The sequence below is a fragment of the Pseudomonas asuensis genome, assembly GCF_014646755.1.
GTDB classification, from domain to species: domain Bacteria; phylum Pseudomonadota; class Gammaproteobacteria; order Pseudomonadales; family Pseudomonadaceae; genus Chryseomonas; species Chryseomonas asuensis.
The window spans coordinates 199,727-217,801 of sequence record NZ_BMNW01000005.1; the positions used below are offsets into that span (position 1 = coordinate 199,727).

At 55.5% G+C, this 18,075-nt stretch carries 13 protein-coding genes and 1 pseudogene; 7 read left to right on the top strand and 7 right to left on the bottom strand.

Annotation, left to right across the window (positions count from 1 at the left end; translation table 11 throughout):
* Nucleotides 1-145: 145 nt before the first annotated feature.
* Nucleotides 146-784, top strand: coding sequence for a 7-cyano-7-deazaguanine/7-aminomethyl-7-deazaguanine transporter (locus tag IEX86_RS12860; protein ID WP_188866527.1), 639 nt, complete (start codon nt 146-148; stop codon nt 782-784).
* Between the two features lie 273 nt (nt 785-1,057).
* The gene (locus tag IEX86_RS12865; protein ID WP_188866528.1) at nt 1,058-2,677 is read left to right on the top strand and encodes a glucan biosynthesis protein D; all 1,620 of its coding nucleotides are present in this window, start codon (nt 1,058-1,060) and stop codon (nt 2,675-2,677) included.
* 85 nt (nt 2,678-2,762) lie between these two features.
* On the opposite strand, the gene IEX86_RS12870 is transcribed toward IEX86_RS12865, so the two are convergent.
* Nucleotides 2,763-4,382, bottom strand: coding sequence for a methyl-accepting chemotaxis protein (locus IEX86_RS12870; RefSeq protein WP_188866529.1), 1,620 nt, complete (start codon nt 4,380-4,382; stop codon nt 2,763-2,765).
* 238 nt (nt 4,383-4,620) lie between these two features.
* Between IEX86_RS12870 and IEX86_RS12875 the strand changes: the two are divergent.
* Nucleotides 4,621-5,124: pseudogene (locus IEX86_RS12875) on the top strand (GNAT family N-acetyltransferase).
* A 339-nt stretch (nt 5,125-5,463) separates the two neighbouring features.
* Here the strand turns inward: IEX86_RS12875 and IEX86_RS12880 are convergent.
* The gene (locus IEX86_RS12880; protein WP_188866530.1) at nt 5,464-6,867 is read right to left on the bottom strand and encodes an FAD-binding oxidoreductase; all 1,404 of its coding nucleotides are present in this window, start codon (nt 6,865-6,867) and stop codon (nt 5,464-5,466) included.
* Between the two features lie 136 nt (nt 6,868-7,003).
* Between IEX86_RS12880 and IEX86_RS12885 the strand changes: the two genes are divergently transcribed.
* On the top strand, nt 7,004-7,639 hold the full coding sequence (locus tag IEX86_RS12885) for a LysE family translocator (RefSeq protein WP_188866531.1): 636 nt from the start codon (nt 7,004-7,006) through the stop codon (nt 7,637-7,639).
* A 34-nt stretch (nt 7,640-7,673) separates the two neighbouring features.
* Here IEX86_RS12885 and IEX86_RS12890 read toward each other — a convergent pair whose 3' ends face one another.
* The 5 genes from IEX86_RS12890 to IEX86_RS12910 form a co-directional block, all read right to left on the bottom strand.
* Complete coding sequence (locus IEX86_RS12890) at nt 7,674-9,203, bottom strand: sensor histidine kinase (protein WP_188866532.1); 1,530 nt, start codon at nt 9,201-9,203, stop codon at nt 7,674-7,676.
* Nucleotides 9,193-10,011, bottom strand: a complete 819-nt coding sequence (locus IEX86_RS12895) for an alpha/beta fold hydrolase (protein WP_188866533.1) — start codon at nt 10,009-10,011, stop codon at nt 9,193-9,195. Before IEX86_RS12895 ends, IEX86_RS12890 begins: the two co-directional genes overlap by 11 nt.
* A gap of 215 nt (nt 10,012-10,226) precedes the next feature.
* Entirely contained in the window at nt 10,227-11,258 is a 1,032-nt protein-coding gene (gene adhP / locus IEX86_RS12900) for an alcohol dehydrogenase AdhP (protein WP_188866534.1), read from the bottom strand.
* 206 nt (nt 11,259-11,464) lie between these two features.
* Nucleotides 11,465-12,985, bottom strand: a complete 1,521-nt coding sequence (exaC, locus tag IEX86_RS12905; protein WP_188866535.1) for an acetaldehyde dehydrogenase ExaC — start codon at nt 12,983-12,985, stop codon at nt 11,465-11,467.
* Nucleotides 12,986-13,244: 259 nt separating this feature from the next.
* Nucleotides 13,245-13,568, bottom strand: coding sequence for a hypothetical protein (locus tag IEX86_RS12910; RefSeq protein ID WP_188866536.1), 324 nt, complete (start codon nt 13,566-13,568; stop codon nt 13,245-13,247).
* On the opposite strand from IEX86_RS12910, the gene IEX86_RS12915 reads away from it, so the two are divergent.
* The 3 genes from IEX86_RS12915 (at nt 13,561) to IEX86_RS12925 (ending at nt 17,982) form a co-directional block, all read left to right on the top strand.
* On the top strand, nt 13,561-13,791 hold the full coding sequence (locus IEX86_RS12915; protein ID WP_188866537.1) for a hypothetical protein: 231 nt from the start codon (nt 13,561-13,563) through the stop codon (nt 13,789-13,791). The genes IEX86_RS12910 and IEX86_RS12915 overlap by 8 nt on opposite strands.
* Nucleotides 13,792-13,926: 135 nt before the next feature.
* Nucleotides 13,927-15,633, top strand: coding sequence for a peptidoglycan D,D-transpeptidase FtsI family protein (locus tag IEX86_RS12920; protein ID WP_188866538.1), 1,707 nt, complete (start codon nt 13,927-13,929; stop codon nt 15,631-15,633).
* A gap of 459 nt (nt 15,634-16,092) precedes the next feature.
* Nucleotides 16,093-17,982 (top strand): pyruvate kinase, encoded by a 1,890-nt coding sequence (locus IEX86_RS12925; protein ID WP_188866539.1) that lies wholly within the window; start codon nt 16,093-16,095, stop codon nt 17,980-17,982.
* Nucleotides 17,983-18,075: the final 93 nt, after the last annotated feature.

The window sequence follows — 18,075 nt, forward strand, 5'->3', positions numbered from 1 at the left end:
GGTGGGCTTTTTCTTGGGTGCGTCAATAACGCCCAATGAATTTCACTACGCTTTATCCCGCACTGCGCTTAGAATGCGCGCCCTGCTTCAAAAGCAGGTTGACGTCATGGGTTCCCTCACCCCATTCCACCAAAAAGGATGCATTATGCAACTGACCTCTTCCGTCAGGCGCTCGGCACTGGCCGGCCTGATTGGCTTTCACATTCTTATCATTATCGCGAGCAACTACCTCGTTCAACTGCCGCTCAACCTGTTTGGCTGGCACACGACCTGGGGCGCGTTCAGCTTTCCGTTCATCTTTCTGGCAACCGATCTGACGGTCCGCATTCTCGGTAAAGGCCCGGCGCGCCAAGTCATTGCCCGCGTGATGATACCGGCGCTGATCGTCTCCTATATTCTTTCCGTACTGTTCCAGGAAGGCGCATTCCGTGGCATGGAAGCACTGGCACAGTTCAATATGTTTGTACTGCGTATCTCGCTGGCAAGTTTTTTTGCCTATGTGCTGGGCCAGTTGGTGGATATCCATGTCTTTGATCGCCTGCGTCAGCTGCGCCAGTGGTGGATAGCGCCCACAGCCTCGACGATACTGGGTAATCTGCTCGACACGTTTGCCTTTTTCTCCATTGCTTTTTGGCACAGCGACAACCCATTCATGGCCGAGCACTGGGTCGAGATCGCCTGGGTCGACTATACCGTGAAGCTTAGCGTTAGCCTGCTCCTGTTCCTGCCGCTGTACGGTGTATTGCTAAGCGCTATTGAACGCATGCTACTGCGTCGCGCCTGACAGCATTCTTCTAGACATGTATCCACCTGCCGGGCAAGGCGGCAGGTGATGCAAGGTCTGGAAATACCCTGAAAAAGCATTCCAGGTCTGGATCGCTAGCTTTGTGCGGTGTTTTACAGTTTCCGAAACAGAATCGAACTGTTCTCCTGCGCAAACATCTCTTACCCTCAGCCGTTGCGTTGAGGGTTATTCAGGACTGGCCTGTGTAATCCAACAGAGCATCGGACCCATTGCCCCAGCGCTTGACGACACTTTAGTCACATAGGTTCATGTATGCACCGCAGAGATCTTCTGAAAGCTTCACTGGCCTTTGCCGCGTATACCGGTCTTCCTACTACGACCGTATTCGCTGCTCAATCCCTGTCTGGTTCTTCCAGCCAGGACGTAGAACCCTTCGAGTTCGATTTGCTGAAAGCTCAGGCCAAACAAATGGCCGCCAGTGCCTATGTGGATACGTCCCAGCAGCTGCCGCCCACGCTGGCAAAAATGACGCCACAGCAATTCAATGCCATCCAATACGATGCTGATGAGTCGCTTTGGCATGACCTCAAGGGCCAGCTGGACGTCCAGTTTTTCCATGTCGGCATGGGCTTCAAGCAGCCGGTCCGCATGTACAGTGTCGACCCCGTGAAAAAGCAGGCCACGGAAATTCATTTCCGGCCAGAGATGTTCAAGTACGAGAACAGCGGCGTCGATAAGTCACAACTCAAGGGCGACCTGGGCTTTGCAGGTTTCAAGGTGTTCAAGTCTCCTGAGCTGACGCAGCACGATATCGTCTCATTCCTGGGCGCAAGCTACTTCCGCGCCGTGGATGACACCAAGCAGTACGGCCTGTCAGCCCGTGGCCTTGCCATCAATAACTTCTCGGACACCGTGGAGGAGTTTCCAAACTTCACCAAGTTCTGGTTTGAGACGCCTGAGCCGCACAGCACGCGCTTCGTCGTTTATGCCTTGCTCGACTCCCCGAGCGCGACCGGTGCGTATCGCTTCGACATCGACTGCCGTGCTACGCAGGTAGTGATGGCAATCGATGCCAATGTCTATGCCCGAAAAGAAATCAAACAGTTGGGTATTGCTCCCATGACGAGCATGTTCAGCTGTGGCACCCATGAACGCCGCATGTGCGACACCATTCACCCACAAATCCACGACTCCGATCGCCTCTACATGTGGCGCGGTAATGGAGAATGGGTGTGCCGTCCGCTGAATAACCCCGCCAAGCTTCAGTTCAATGCGTTCGAAGACAAAAATCCCAAGGGTTTTGGCCTCGTGCAGAGCGATCATGAATTTTCCAGCTATCAGGATACAGTGGACTGGTACAGCCGCCGTCCAAGCCTGTGGGTTGAGCCGACGACGGAATGGGGTGAAGGCAGCATTGATCTGCTCGAGATCGCGACCACTGGCGAGACGCTGGATAACATCGTGGCCTGCTGGAATCCCAAGGTACCAGTCACAGCCGGCAAAGAGCTGCGTTATGGTTACAAGCTCTACTGGAGCGCTCTGCCACCGGTTAGAACACCGCTGGCGCAGGTCCATGCGACGCGCTCCGGCATGGGCGGCTTCGTAGAGGGCTGGGCACCGGGCGAGCACTACCCAGACGTCTGGGCACGCCGATTTGCGGTGGACTTCGTGGGCGGCGGTCTTGATACCCTTCCCCAAGGCACTGGGATCGAGCCCGTCGTCAAGGTATCGAGCGGTGAGCTGAAGGACTTCCACGTCCTTTGGATACCGGATATCAAAGGCTATCGTGTCATTTTCGACTGGTACCCCACCAGCGACAGCGTAGACCCGATAGACATGCGCCTGTTCATCCGCACCAACGACCGAACGCTCAGCGAAACCTGGCTGTATCAGTACTTCCCGCCAGCACCTGATCGCCGTCGTTACCCTTGATCTATAGGGATAGCGCAATAAAAAGCGGCTCCTGTGAGCCGCTTTTTATTGCGTGAAAAGAAGTTTCAGCCGGTAGGCAACTGAGTTACAGAACGAACCGGCGAATCATGCCATTGAGGTCGGTCGCCAGACGCGACAGCTCTTGGCTGGCCACACCAGTCTGATCGGCACCCGAGGCAGTCTGTTGGGACAAATCACGAATACGCACCAGATTACGATCAACCTCACGAGCGACTTGCGCCTGCTCTTCAGCGGCTGTTGCGATCACCAGGTTACGCTCATTGATACCCACAACGGCGCGAGTAATGCTTTGCAGAGCCTGTTCAGCGGCGCTGGCCTTGTCCATGGTCGCACCCGCCTGCTCGGCGCTGCGTTGTAAAACGTTTACGGTTTCATGTGTTCCTGTTTGAATCTGGCCAATCATGGTTTCGATTTCGCGGGTGGATTCCCCGGTACGATGAGCCAGGGCACGTACTTCATCCGCCACGACCGCAAAACCACGACCGGCATCTCCCGCACGCGCGGCTTCGATGGCCGCGTTAAGTGCCAGCAGGTTGGTCTGCTCGGCCACAGCGCGAATAACATCGAGGACTTTGCTGATGTTTTGTGTTTGCGCAGCCAGAGCTTCGGCTCGTTGCGAAGCCCCCAGGACATTGCTCGCCATGTATTGGATCGATTGAATGGTTTCGCTGAGCTGAGCCTGGCCTTGTTCGGCAGTACGGGTAGACGCCTTGGATTCCTCCGAGGTGGCTACCGCATTGGAGGCAACCTCATCCACCGCAGCACTCATCTCGGTGACGGCCGTCGCCGCCAGATCCAGCTCACTGTTCTGCTGCTGAATATCCCGCTTGCTTTCATGGGTGATATGACTCATTTGCTCTGCGGCGGCCGCAAGCTGGTTGGCAGAGCCTTCAATTTCACCCAACGTAGTACGCAGATTCTGCTGCATGAGGCTTAAAGACTGAAGCAACTGGGCGGCCTCATCTATGCCTTGGGTATCAATACGGCCACTCAGATCGTTCCTGGCAATCTGTTGAGCCACACTGACAGCTGACTGAATCGGCGAGATGATACTGCGGCTGAATAACCAGGCAAGCAGTGCACCCAACAGAACGGCCACACTGATAGCCGCAATGGCAACGGTACGCGCCTGAGTATATGTGCTGCTGGCAGCATCTCCGGCTTTTTGAGCCTCTTCTTTATTGTGGTTCGCCAGTGTTTCAATTTGCGCGTTAATAACATCTGCATAAGAAGCCACACTACGCAATGTCTTCAGTGCTTCTTCGGTTTTTTGCTCGTCCATCAGGGAAATAATTCTAGATACAGCTCCCTTATATACCTGATAGGTCTCACCCAGCGTTTTCATTGCCTCTATTTCTTCTGGCGTGTTGGCATCCTTGTTATAAGCCGCCATGACTCTCTCGATCTGAGCAGTTATTTTTGAAAACCGCTCCTTATAGGTAGCGCGCTCCTCCGGCGAGTTGTATGCATAAAGCTGCAACGCATTAATTCGCAGACGTGCAAGAGCAATGCCTAGCTCATCACCCAAGGCCAAACTGGGCAGTGCTTCATGTTGAATAACTTGGCTAGACTTTCTGATATCCGCCATCTGCGACAGGCAAAAAATGCCAAGACCAAGCAGCAGGGCAATAATAAGACTAAAACATAACGCCGTCCGCTGTGCGGTTTTTATACGTCTTAACATATTTAAGTCCTTTGCCTAAAAAGGCAGACTACAGGGCTATAAAAGCGCGGACTGCCCAGTCCGCAGGAGGGGATTTCGGTATATAAACTATCGGCCAAACAACAAGAAGCATGAATACATTTTAAATATCGAAGGTTAACAAAAAGTTTATTAACAGCCGCTAAGTTAAGTTAATATCAAGACAACTTCATAACATGTCTGCTTATAATTAGATAACTACTGTTTATTAGCCTTCATCATGCTCATCGAACGCCTTCATCCACACCATGCGCTTAGTTACCGTCATTTAATGTTTGAAGCATATGAGCTGCATCCAGAGTCTTTTACATCCAGCGTGTCTGAGCGCAAGGCTTTGCCAATGGCTTGGTGGGAGTCCCGTCTTGAAAAGGATGCGGTGTTCGGGGCATGGGACAACAATGAACTGATTGGTGTGGTCGGCCTGTCCTTCGAGTCTTGCGAAAAGATCCGACATAAAGCCACCTTGTTTGGCCTATACATTCTGCCGCGCCTTAGGTATCACGGTATCGGCTTGCGTCTGATCTAGACAGTCCTAAGCCATGCACGGGGCTGCGAGCATATCCGCCTGGTACAGCTCACCGTCACGGAAGGTAATCGCACTGCGCAACGCCTGTATGAGCGTTGCGGCTTTGAGGTGTTTGGCATAGAGCCTATGGCTGTAGCCGTTGGCGCTACCTTCATGGCCAAGGTTCACATGTGGCAGAGAATCAATTCCATAGCCTGAAGCTGCACTTTTCGTCACCAGTGATGAACCCTGCGGACAATCTGTCCGCATTACACAATCGATGCCCTCACAACCAAATTCATCAGCCGGTCGCCACTGCTGATGGCTGGGCCAATGCGCCAGCAGCGAGTTCTCTTGATGATCTCCTGGCGCCACTTATGGAGGCACACGGACCTTACGATCAGGACCAGAACGCTTATGGGATCAAGAGCCTGGTACAGACGAACGTTCTGCTGCCGCGCCTTATAACTAAAGGGCTTCTGCTGGAGCGCTGAAACGGGAAGAAGTTATAAAATCAGGCCCGCCTGCGATGCCAAGCGGGCCGTTTTGGCTAAAGACTCAAACCTCTACACCGGGTAATACCTTGCCTGGATTAAGAATCCCCTGGGGGTCCAGCGCCATTTTCAGGGTGCGCATGGTGTTCACCGCGGCACCATGCTCAAGCTCCATGAATTTGATCTTGCCTGATCCCACGCCATGCTCACCCGTGGCCGTTCCATCCAGGGCAATGGCACGATGCACCAGCCGCTCATTAAGCGCTTCGGCTTCTGCCAACTCGGATTCGCTAGAAGGGTCAACCACCAGCCCCAGGTGGAAATTACCGTCCCCCACATGCCCGACCATGGCAATGAAGAACGAGGCGGCCTGCACGTCTTTTTCGGTTTCGGTGATACAGGGGGTCAACTGCGAGATAGGGACGCATACGTCGGTACTCCATACCCGCCCGTTCGGACGCATGGCCTGCATGGCGTAGTGCACGTTGTGACGGGCCTTCCAAAGCGTATTACGTGCGTCGGCATCCGCTGCGGCGACAAAACTTAGCGCACCGTTGCCTTCGGTGATCGACTGGGTGAGCTCTACCTGCTCGGCGACACCCGCGGGTGAGCCGTGGAATTCAAAGAACAAGGTAGGCCGTTCATCCAGCTCCATCTTCGAATAACGGTTCACTGCCATGATGGTTCGCGCATCAAGTAGCTCGACCCGTGCAACCGGGATACCGTATTGAATGATCGTCACTACCGAGGTCACGGCGCTTTCCACATCGGGAAACGTGCACACCGCAGCAGAAGTGGTTTCAGGAATGCCGTACAGCCGCAAGGTCACTTCAGTAATGATACCCAGCGTTCCTTCCGAGCCTACAAACAGGCGAGTCAGGTCATAACCCGCCGAGGACTTGCGGGCGCGGTTGGCCGTCTTGATGATCTGGCCATCAGCCAACACTACGGTCAGTGACAGGACGTTCTCGCGCATAGTCCCGTAACGCACTGCATTGGTTCCGGAAGCACGCGTTGCCGCCATACCACCCAGGGTGCTCTCTCCGCCCGGGTCGATGGGGAAAAACAACCCCGTTGTGCGCAGCTCGGTGTTGAGCTGCTGGCGTGTCACTCCGGCCTCCACTGTAACGTCCAGGTCCCCTGGGCGCACCGCCAGGATACGTTGCATCCGGCTGAGGTCGATACAAATACCGCCCTTGAGTGCACAGACATGCCCTTCCAATGACGTGCCACCGCCAAAAGGAATGACCGGAATACCGTATTTGGCGCAGACCTTAACTATCCGGGAGACCTCTTCTGTGCTGTACACATAGCACACGGCATCAGGCATCCGGGTCGCATGATAGGACTCACCATGACCATGCTGCTCCCGCTCCGCAAGGCTGGTTACGATCCGTTCGTCAAGAAACGCCTGTATCTCTTCGATGGCCGTAGAGAGTGGCGAGAGAAAAGGATGCTGCGCATTCATAGACCTTTCACCTTGTTCTTGTTGTGTGAAACTGATGCTCTAAGCTTAGCCACTTCCTGCTGGCTCACGATTCAATCCATTGAACGTTTTTCAATGGTATATAGATAGCCTGGAAACATTTCCTGAAGGATCAGCTATGCCAGAGACCACGCACCTGCTTGCCTTTGCAGCCATCACCCTGGGTATGGCGCTTACGCCCGGCCCAAATATGGTTTACCTGATTTCCCGCTCTATCTGCCAGGGCCGTAAGGCTGGGATGATATCCCTCGGCGGTGTGGCACTGGGTTTTGCGTTTTATATGGTCTGCGCCGCCCTTGGCATCACTGCCCTGCTGATGGCTGTGCCTTTCGCTTATGATGCGCTGCGAATTGGGGGTGCGCTGTACCTGTTATATCTGGCGTGGCAGGCAGTCAAACCTGGTGGCAGTTCACCCTTCCAGGTCAGGGACTTGCCTAAGGACAACCCACGTAAGCTCTTTGCCATGGGTTTTGTGACCAACCTGCTCAACCCTAAGATCGCCGTGATCTATCTGTCCCTGCTGCCGCAATTCATCTCGCCTGCACAAGGCAGCGTGTTGATGCAGTCGCTTACGCTGGGGACAACTCAGATCCTGATCAGTGTCACCGTGAACGGGCTGATCGCCTTTACTGCCGGCTCTATTGCAGCCTTTCTGGCCGGGCGGCCGCTATGGCTGTTAGTGCAGCGGTGGCTGATGGGAACGGTACTGGCGGGGCTGGCGCTAAAGATGGCGACTGAAAATCGACCTGCCTGAGCCCAACATAGGCCTGGCCTGTCCGGGAGCAGGCCTAGGCAGACGCCATAGCCCTTCGCGGGAATATGGCGGTAAAGGTCGTTCCCTTTCCAGCAGATGAGGTGACGTGAATATCGCCCTCGTGGGCCCGTATGATTTCACGCACGATGAACAGACCAAGCCCTACACTACGCGCCTTGTTGTTGCCGCTGCCACCCCTAGTCATGGGCTCGAACAAATCAGGCAGAACGTCCTCTGGAATGGGCGTCCCATGATTATGAACCGAGATCCAGAAGGTATCCTCTTCGATGCCGGACCGTACGGTAACCGTACGGTCTATGGCACCATAGGCCATGGCATTGGAGACCAGATTACCAATAACCTGAGTGATGCGATCAGCGTCGCCCATGCAGACACCCTCTCCGCACGCACTATGCTCCATTGCTCGATCAGGAAACGCCAGGGTCAGCTCGGTAACGCTGGCGGATACCAGCTCATGCAGTTGGATAGGCTCATGGGATAATGTAATCCCCTGCCCCACCCGAGCAACGGTAAAGTCGAGCAGGTCAGCAATCAGCCGCTGCGCCCGGTCCGTAGAATGCGTGAGATGACTTAGCACCTGCGCCTGAACAGGCGTGACCTCGCCTCGTTCCAGCAGATGAATCCCCATTCGGATGGCTGATAACGGGTTACGCAGGTCATGGCTGACGATCCCCACCATCTGTTCGGCAAACAAGGCACGATCCTCTGCCTCGGCCCGCTGCTGGCTCAGCTCGGTAATGTCCTGCAGAATGCCTACGAACTGATGCAGCGAGCCATCTGCCTTGAACAGCCCCCTCCCTGAAGAGCTGACTGTTCGCTGGATACCATCCACGCCATTGAGCCGGTAAACACAGCGATAGGCCTCACCATAGGTGTTTAAGGCCTGTGAAAAGGCCAACTGCTCCCGTTCACGATCCCCTGGTTCAATGAATGAGGCATATTGCTGATCAGTAATAGTCTGTGGCGCATCGAACCCCAGCAGACTGGCAACCCCCTCTTCATAACGGCGCTCAGCCGTTTCGGGGTCAACGTCCCAGACCAGTAGTTGGGCGGACTCAAGCGCCAGCCTAAGTTTGGCCTGAGCCACTTCAAGCGCCTGCTGCGCCTCACGCTGCTTGATCAGTAGCTCTTCGGCCCGCTGTCGCGCCAGGACATGCTCACGCTCGTACTTATGACGATCCTCGGCCACAAAAACAGCTAATTCATGAAAAACCCCAGCAGGGTATTCGTGACGAACGGCATTGAGAATGATCGGGATCGTATGTCCCGCCTGGTGAACCAGATCAAGTTTTACCTCGGCCACGGAACCCTGGATCTGCAACAGTGGTGCCCAGTGCGTCTGGTGGAAAATACGCCCGCCCATCGTCAGCAGATCTTGTATCCGCCGTAAACCGACCAATTCAGAGGCGCAATAGCCCATCCACCGACAAAACGTTTTATTCACACGGCGAATGACACCGTCCCGGCTGGTTACCAGAAGCCCACAGGCCGCCTCGTCAAAAAGCATTTCAGCATCCGGCAAGCCGGTGTTGTCAGACGACACAGGCATCACAACATAGCGTGCCGAGGAAGGCATTCATGGCATTGATACTCGCATCCGGCTCGCTCAGGTGCGGACAATGCCCGACATTATCAATGACCTGCAGGACGCTGTTTGGTAGCGTCCGATGCATATATTCGCCCACCTGAACCGGTGCGATCAGATCATCGCTGCATTGAAGGATCAACGTGTCGGTTTGAAGCTTGGCAAGGTCTGCCCGGTTATCCGAAGTAAACGTGACACGGGCAAACTGCTTGGCAATCTCTGGATCGGTGCGGCAGAAACTATTAGTCAGTTCAGTACCCAACTCCGGCTGGCCCGGCGCACCCATAATGGCAGGCGCCATCGTGCTCGACCATCCTAGGTAGTTGCTTTCCAGGGTTTCCAGCAATGACTCGATATCACTGCGGCTAAAACCGCCGAAATACCCGGTATCGTTGATGTAACAAGGCGACGGACCGATCATGATATGGGCAGCAAAGCGATCTGGAGCAGCGATATCCGCCAACATGCCAATCATTGCGCTGACTGAGTGGCCCACAAAGATCACAGGTCCCTCGGCAAACTCATCGATGATCTCAAGCACATCGTCGGCATAGCCCTTCAGGGCGTTGTATTTTTCCCAATCATAAGCGGCAAGATCGGATAGGCCGCTGCCAACAAGGTCATACAATACCGTCCGGTATCGCTTGGCAAATACAGGAGCGAGAAAACGCCACATGCTCTGATCACAGCCAAATCCATGGGAAAAAACCATGGTAGCTGGCCCGCTACCCGTGACGTGAACGTTGTTGCGCGTCTGAACATTCATGCCTTCAGCTCCCAAAAGATGGCGGCGCAGGATTGTTTCACAAGCAAACCCCTACGTCAGCTGGGATAACCATCGTCTTTTAGTTTTCTGAAGGTGCTTGCAGAGAGAAGATGCAGTACCAAGGCAGGCGGGAACCAGAGCAGGTACCCTAGGGCAGGCGGGATAATGCACAAATGGTACGCCCTACCCAAAAGGCAGGACGTACCGCAGCAAGGTCAGGACAGGCTCATATCGATCACAATACGTCCTTCGATCTTGCCCTCGTGCATCCGGGCAAAGATGTTATTGATATTTTCGAGAGGTTCAGCCGCAACGGTTGCCTTGACCTTGCCCTCACCAGCAAACTCCAGGGCTTCCTGCAGATCCAGCCGTGTTCCTACGATAGAGCCACGAACGGTGGTGCCATTAAGCACCATGTCAAAAATCGACAGAGGGAATTCGCCTGGCGGGAGACCGTTCAAGGCAATCGTACCGCCACGCCGAGTCATGCCGATGGCCTGCTCGAAGGCCTTCGGCGAAACAGCCGTAACCAATGCACCGTGGGCCCCACCGATTTCCTTCTTCAGATAACCGGCCGGATCCAGCTCACGGCAATTAACGGTCACCTCAGCCCCAAGTCGGCGCGCCAGTTCCAGCTTGTTGTCGTCTACATCGACGGCCGCCACGTTCATGCCCATGGCCTTGGCATACTGCACTGCCATGTGCCCAAGGCCACCGATTCCAGAGATGACTACCCATTGGCCGGGCTTGGTCTCGGTCATCTTCAGGCCTTTATAAACGGTCACACCAGCGCACAGCACTGGCGCGATCTCGATAAAGCTCACGTTATCCGGCAACCGCCCTACGTAGCCTGCATCAGCCAGGGCATACTCGGCAAAGCCGCCATTGACCGAATAGCCGGTGTTCTTCTGCTCCTCGCACAGGGTCTCCCAGCCACCCAGGCAGTGTTCGCAATGGCCGCAGGTTGAATACAGCCATGGAATACCGACCCGGTCGCCCTCCTTCACATGGGTGACTCCGGCACCTACCCCCACCACATACCCAACCCCCTCATGCCCTGGGATAAAGGGAGGATTGGGTTTGACGGGCCAGTCCCCTTCTGCGGCATGCAGATCGGTATGGCACACACCGGAAGCTTCGATCTTTACCAGGACCTGCCCTGCCCCTGGCGTGGGGACATTTACCTCCTCGATTTCCAGCGGTTTACCAAACTCACGAACGACGGCAGCTTTCATTGTTTTAGGCATGACGTGATCCCTCATGGATACATGACGTATGGAGTCGTGCTGGCAAAGGTCAGGTCAAACGCTTCCGGCGCTCCATACCATTAGCCTGGAGCAAATAGCGCTGCGGAATCATGATCTGGCTCAAGAGAAGCTCAGATCGAATCCTCATAGGAGGTAAGCGGTAGCCAGAGAGGGCCAGTGATCACTCACCAGCCCTCATGACAGGCTTAGAAGAAACCCAACGGATTGGTGTCGTAGCTGATCAGCAGGTTCTTGGTCTGCTGATAGTGATCCAGCATCATCTTGTGGGTCTCGCGACCGATGCCGGACTTCTTGTAGCCACCGAATGCCGCATGGGCGGGATAGAGGTGATAGCAGTTGGTCCACACACGCCCGGCCTTGATACCACGGCCCATGCGATAGGCGCGGTTGATGTCCCGTGTCCAGACACCCGCGCCCAGGCCAAATTCGGTATCGTTGGCAATGGCGAGCGCTTCGGCTTCATCCTTGAACGTAGTAACACCAATGACCGGTCCGAAAATCTCCTCCTGGAACACTCGCATCTTGTTGTGTCCCTTGAGCAGAGTCGGCTGGATGTAATACCCGTTGGCAAGATCACCCTGCAGGGTTTCCACGGCGCCGCCAGCCAGAAACTCAGCCCCCTCACTGCGGGCAATTTCCAGATACGAGACAATCTTTTCAAACTGCTGTTGAGACGCCTGTGCACCTACCATGGTGTCTGTATCCAACGGATCGCCACGCTTGATTTGTGCCACTTTTTTCATGACTTCCACCATGAACGGCTCGTAGATTGATTCCTGCACCAAGGCACGGGACGGGCACGTACACACCTCCCCTTGGTTGAAGAAACCCAGCACCAGCCCTTCAGCTGCTTTCTCGATAAAGCTCTGCTCCGCGCCCATGATGTCGTCGAAATAGATGTTAGGTGACTTGCCACCCAGCTCGACAGTGCTTGGAATGATATTGGCCGCCGCGCACTTGAGGATATGCGAGCCTACCGGCGTCGAACCGGTAAAGGCGATCTTGGCGATACGTGTGCTGGTGGCCAGCGCCTCACCTGCCTCCTTGCCGTACCCTTGTACGATATTGATCACGCCGGGCGGCAGCAGATCGCCGATCATCTCGACAAAGAGCGTAATGGAGAGCGGCGTCTGCTCGGCCGGCTTCAGGACCACGCAGTTGCCTGCTGCAAGTGCAGGTGCCAGCTTCCAGGCGGCCATCAGCAACGGGAAGTTCCAGGGGATAATCTGGCCGACTACGCCCAGCGGCTCATGGAAATGATAGGCCGCCGTATGCTGATCGATCTCAGCGGCGGTACCTTCCTGTGCTCGAATGCAGCCTGCAAAGTAACGGAAATGATCAGCGGCCAGCGGCACGTCGGCATTGAGGGTTTCACGCACGGCCTTGCCATTGTCCCAGGTTTCGGCAATCGCCAGCCTTTCCAGATTCTGCTCGATACGGTCGGCAATCTTGAGCAGCGTCAGCGAGCGCGCCTGAACTGAGGTCCTGCCCCAAGCCTCTGCTGCGGCATGGGCGGCGTCCAGCGCTTTTTCGATATCCTCGGCAGAAGAGCGAGGGAACTCACCGATTACAGAGCCATTGACCGGTGAGGTGTTAGTGAAATACTGGCCTTTGACGGGTGGTACAAACTCACCGCCAATATAGTTGCCGTAACGGGATTGCAGAGTGATCAGAGCACCTTGGTTGCCAGGGGCTGCGTAACGCATGGTGATTCTCCCGATGTTGTGTTTGTTATGAGGGTCGGTAATACGTATGAAATAACAAAGCCTGAGCCAACTGTAGCCAATGTGCGCAGCAGGTGACTTTGGCTGTCCTGCGCGGGTCGACATGGATCGTTCAGCAGGTCAGTGGCAACACAGGTTTTACCACTTCTGGCACCGTCGACGATATCCATTTGCATTTGGCTAGCGCCTGATCAAGCATAGGCGCTATTACGCACTTCGCTGAATCATGACAGCTCTTACGTCAGCGCTTGGCCCACATGGGTGGCTTAAAGATACGCGTGGCTGACGGCAGCTTTCGGGAGCTCCCGATGACCGGCTCAATACGCTGGTGGTGAGCTGACCATGCGTAAACGACACGATAGGCCACCTTGTTGAACCAGTTGCTTTTGAAAAAGCGCAAGGCAAATCCTGACGCTGCCCATTGAGGCTCGCCAAGCTCTACCTGGGCATCGGTGGTCAGGCAACGTCCGCTAGCGGCGCAATGTACTGCTAGTTTTGGCAGCCTTTGTGGGATCAGAGTGACCTGTGTGGGTGATGTATCAGTGATATCTTGCCTGATGAACACACCTGCATCTGCTGCCCTTTGGGACAGCGTTGAAAAGGCCGCCCTGCTTCAGGTATCTGAACATGGATGTTGGCAGATGACATGCACCGCCGGATGCCTTGGCCTGAGCCACAACACGCTCTACCGCAAACGAAACAACAGCCGAACGTTGCGCCGTGAGCTGCTCAAGCAGGCCTATCTGGGGCGATGGCCACCGGTCGTGTCAACGTCTTTGGGACTGTAAGATGCACACGCCAATGCGAAACCCATCGCCAAAAATAGGCACCTTTACGGTACTATCCGCGCTTTCTCGCCTCATCAGAGCAACAGGTCTGATGAGGGCTTGCCCAGGCATTGAACACATCAAGTTGCCAAGACCATGAATGGATTTTCAAACCGCTACCGTTTTCACGCGGTGTTATTTTTTTTGCTTTTGCTGACCCTGGCCGTGGTCTCCCGGCTGTTTTACCTTCGAATTCATGACAGTGAATTTCTGATCGACCAAGGCGAGCGGCGCAGCGTTCGTCATATCCCTATCCCGGTCACCCGTGGCCTCATCACCGACCGCAATGGCTCGCCATTGGCCGTCTCCACCGAAGTCTCCACGATCTGGTGCAATCCTTCGGAAATGAAGGAAAGCATGGACCGGGTGCCAGCACTGGCTGCGGCCCTGCATCGTCCCGCAGGCGAACTCCTGTCCTATATCAGTGCCCGCTCGGAAAAGCACTTCCTCTACCTTGCACGTGGTCTTTCGCCTATTGAGGGCGAAGACATCATGGCGCTCGATATCAAGGGCGTGCATCAGCTCAAGGAATATAAGCGCTATTACCCAAGCTCGGACCTGACTGCCCAGCTGATCGGTCTGGTCAACCTGGACGGCGAAGGTCAGGAAGGCGTGGAGCTGGGTTATAACGAGTGGCTCAGCGGAAAGGCCGGTGTTCGTGAGGTATTGATCAACCCGCGTGGCTCCATCGTCAAGAACATCAAGGTCGACAAACAGCCCAAGCCCAGCCAGGACGTTGCTCTATCCATTGATTTGCGCCTGCAATTCGAAGCCTATCGCGCCTTGCAGGAAGCAGTTACCAAATTTGGCGCCCTGTCCGGCTCGGCCGTACTGGTCAACCCCAAAAATGGTCAGATCCTGGCCATGGCGAACTTCCCGTCCTACAACCCGAACAACCGTGCCTCCATTAACCCGACATTCATGCGTAACCGGGCCCTGACCGACGTGTTCGAACCCGGCTCGGTCATCAAGCCGTTCAGCATGTCAGCGGCATTGGCGACAGGTAAATTCAACGAAAACACTCAGGTCAGCGTAGCGCCGGGCTGGTTTGTCATTGACGGGCACACGATTCGTGACGTTGCGCGCCGGGATCTCCTTACCATGACCGGTGTACTGATCAACTCGTCAAACATCGGCATGAGCAAGGTAGCCCTCGAAGTGGGCCCCAAACCCATCCTTGAGCAGTTGGGCCGGGTCGGCTTCGGTTCGCCTCTCTCCCTAGGCTTTCCAGGCGAGAACGCGGGTTATCTGCCCAACCATGTCAAATGGTCCAGAATCGCTACAGCCAGTATGTCGTACGGCTATAGCCTGGCCGTTAATACGGCTGAGCTGGCTCAGGCCTATACAGTCTTTGCCAATGACGGGAAGCTTGCGCCGCTTTCGTTGCTGCGGGATAACCCACAACAATTGGTGCCGGCCATGGACCCTCAGGTGGCCCACCGGATTCGCATGATGCTCAAAGAGGTCGTAGAAGATCCAAGCGGCGTAGTGCGGGCGCGCGTACCGGGCTATCAGGTAGCCGGTAAAAGCGGTACGGCACGTCGTTCTGGCGGTGGCGGTTATAAGGAGCACGCCTATCGCTCGATGTTCGTAGGTATGGCCCCCGCCAGCGACCCCAAGCTGGTCCTGGCCGTGATGATGGACTCCCCCACCAAGATCGGCTACTACGGTGGCCTGGTTTCGGCCCCCGTGTTCAGCCAGATCATGTCAGGCGCCCTGCGTGCGTTAGCCGTTCCGCCAGACAATCTGCCGCCTACCAATACGGCCCAGAGCGAAACGCCAGCGCCTCACTCCCATACCTAAAAAGGGTCTACCGGAAAAGGTTCGCATAGATCTTTTCTTACCCTAAAGAAAAAACCCCGCCTAGGCGGGGGTTTTGCTGACCGCTCGATATCCGTATCGAGTGCCATCCTGGCGGGTCTTTCATCCTTGAGGCTCATGAGCGCGTCCTGCGCTGCATTCCATAGGTGAAAAGATTACGCTGCTGCCGCCCTCCCCTCTAGCGCCAATCCTAGTCAATCGTTGTAAGCCTTTGCCTACATCGGTAGTGCCTGCCCGGCACTGATGCCATTACCGTAAGCTCATGAAACAAAGCGCCGGGTGTCATTTAGAACATCCGCAACCCACCTTTTTCTAACCGCTTGCCCGGCGATTTTCTGTAAATCTGGCTTACACACCAGCGTCATATACCTGTGCTTAGCTCGGGCGACACGACGTGATGGCACCGGCTGTCATCCAGACTTTGACTGTTGAGGTTACACCTTGAACACCAGGACATTACCCAGAGGTTCACTGATACCGGCCGACATCGAAGCCACCCTGTCCGAACTTACAGTCTTACGTGACGAGATGGTTGCTGCTGCCTGTGATGCGCCCATCCTGGCAGAGCATGTTCACCAGAGCTATGCCGAGAGCGCACGTAATCTGCTGAATTATCTAGCCCTGCGTCGCCACGATATCCGCCCGCTCCAAGCCCGTCTTGCTCAGCTAGGGCTGTCTTCCCTGGGGCGCTCGGAAGCTTACATTCTGGCGTCCGTCACCACCCTTATCGAGGTGCTGCAAAAACTCTCTGACAGTAAAAAGACACCGCTATCCTATGAGCCGCTAGGCATGGATCGGGGCGAACAGCTGCTGCATGAGCATACCGAAGCCCTGTTTGGCCCGCCTCCGAACGGACGTAGCGTACGGATCATGGTGACCATGCCCAGCGAGGCGGCGCATGACTATTCTCTGATCCATGAGCTACTGGCTGCCGGCATGGATAGCCTGCGCATCAACTGTGCACATGATGATGCCAGGGCCTGGGGACGGATGATTGAGCATGCACGCCGCGCAGAGAAAGCCCTTGGCAGGCCCTGCCGCATCATGATGGACTTGGCGGGGCCCAAGCTGCGCACTGGACAGATCAATGCCGGTCCGGCTGTACTTCGGATCAAGCCAACCCGCGATGATTTTGGCCGGGTCGTCAAGCCAGCCCGTGTCTGGCTGACCGCCAGGGAGCAACCGCAAGCACCACCGACAGTGGCGGATGCCAGCCTGCCGGTAGCAGAGGAATGGTTATCACGCCTCCAGCTGCATACTCAAGTGACGCTTCATGATGCTCGCGGCTCTAAGCGGGACATCGAAATCGTCGACATCACCCGCGAAGGTTGCTGGGGTGAGCTCCATAAGACAGCTTACATCACGTCGAATACAGTCTTGGTGATTAAGGATCAAAAGGGTAAGAAGCGTGAAACACGCATTGCACCCTTTCCGGCTCAGGAACAGGCTATCAAACTGGTTGAAGGCGATGTGCTGATTCTAACCAAGGATCAGCACACCGGGCATTCGGCGACTTACGACAGCTTTGGAGAAGTCCTGACTCCAGCCTCCATTGGCTGCACCCTCCCCGAAATCTTCGATGATGTACGGGCCGGCGAGCCGGTCTGGTTCGACGATGGCAAGATTGGTGGAATCATCGATTCGGTACAGAGCGAAACACTGCGTATCCGCATCACCCATGCCCCAGGCGGAGCGAAGCTCAAAAGCGATAAGGGCATCAACTTTCCAGATAGCCACTTGCGTCTGGATGCACTCACGCCCCAGGACATCGAAGCCCTGGAGTTTGCGGCTGCACATGCCGACGTCGTCGAGTTCTCTTTCGTCAACACAGCGGACGATGTTCGCGCGTTGCTCCATCACATTGACCGGCTGAACGCCCATGAGCTGGGCGTCGTACTCAAGATCGAGACGCGTCGGGGCTTTGAAAACCTGCCGTCGCTTCTCTTTGCCGGGATGAATCTCCCGCGCTTTGGCGTCATGATCGCACGGGGCGACCTGGCAGTAGAAAGCGGTTTCGAACGGCTGGCTGAGCTTCAGGAGGAAATACTTTGCCTGTGCGAGGCAGCCCATGTTCCGGTGATCTGGGCAACCCAGGTACTGGAGACCCTGGCCAAGAAAGGTGCCCCCTCACGGGCTGAGATCACAGACGCTGCCATGGGCGTACGGGCTGAATGTGTAATGCTCAATAAGGGGCCGCACATATTAAAGGCTGTACACACGTTGCATGACCTCCTGGCACGTATGCAGGCGCATCACAGCAAGAAACGGGATCTACTGAGAAAGCTTCAAGTCGCGCAGCAACCTGCCTTGGCAGCTAATTGCACGGAATGATGCATCATCGTCTTTAGTAGGCACCATTTTGTAGCCAAGCGCTCTACAAAGGAGGTTCTATAGTCCAAAACAGTGCCAGAGCACCCCGTCTCT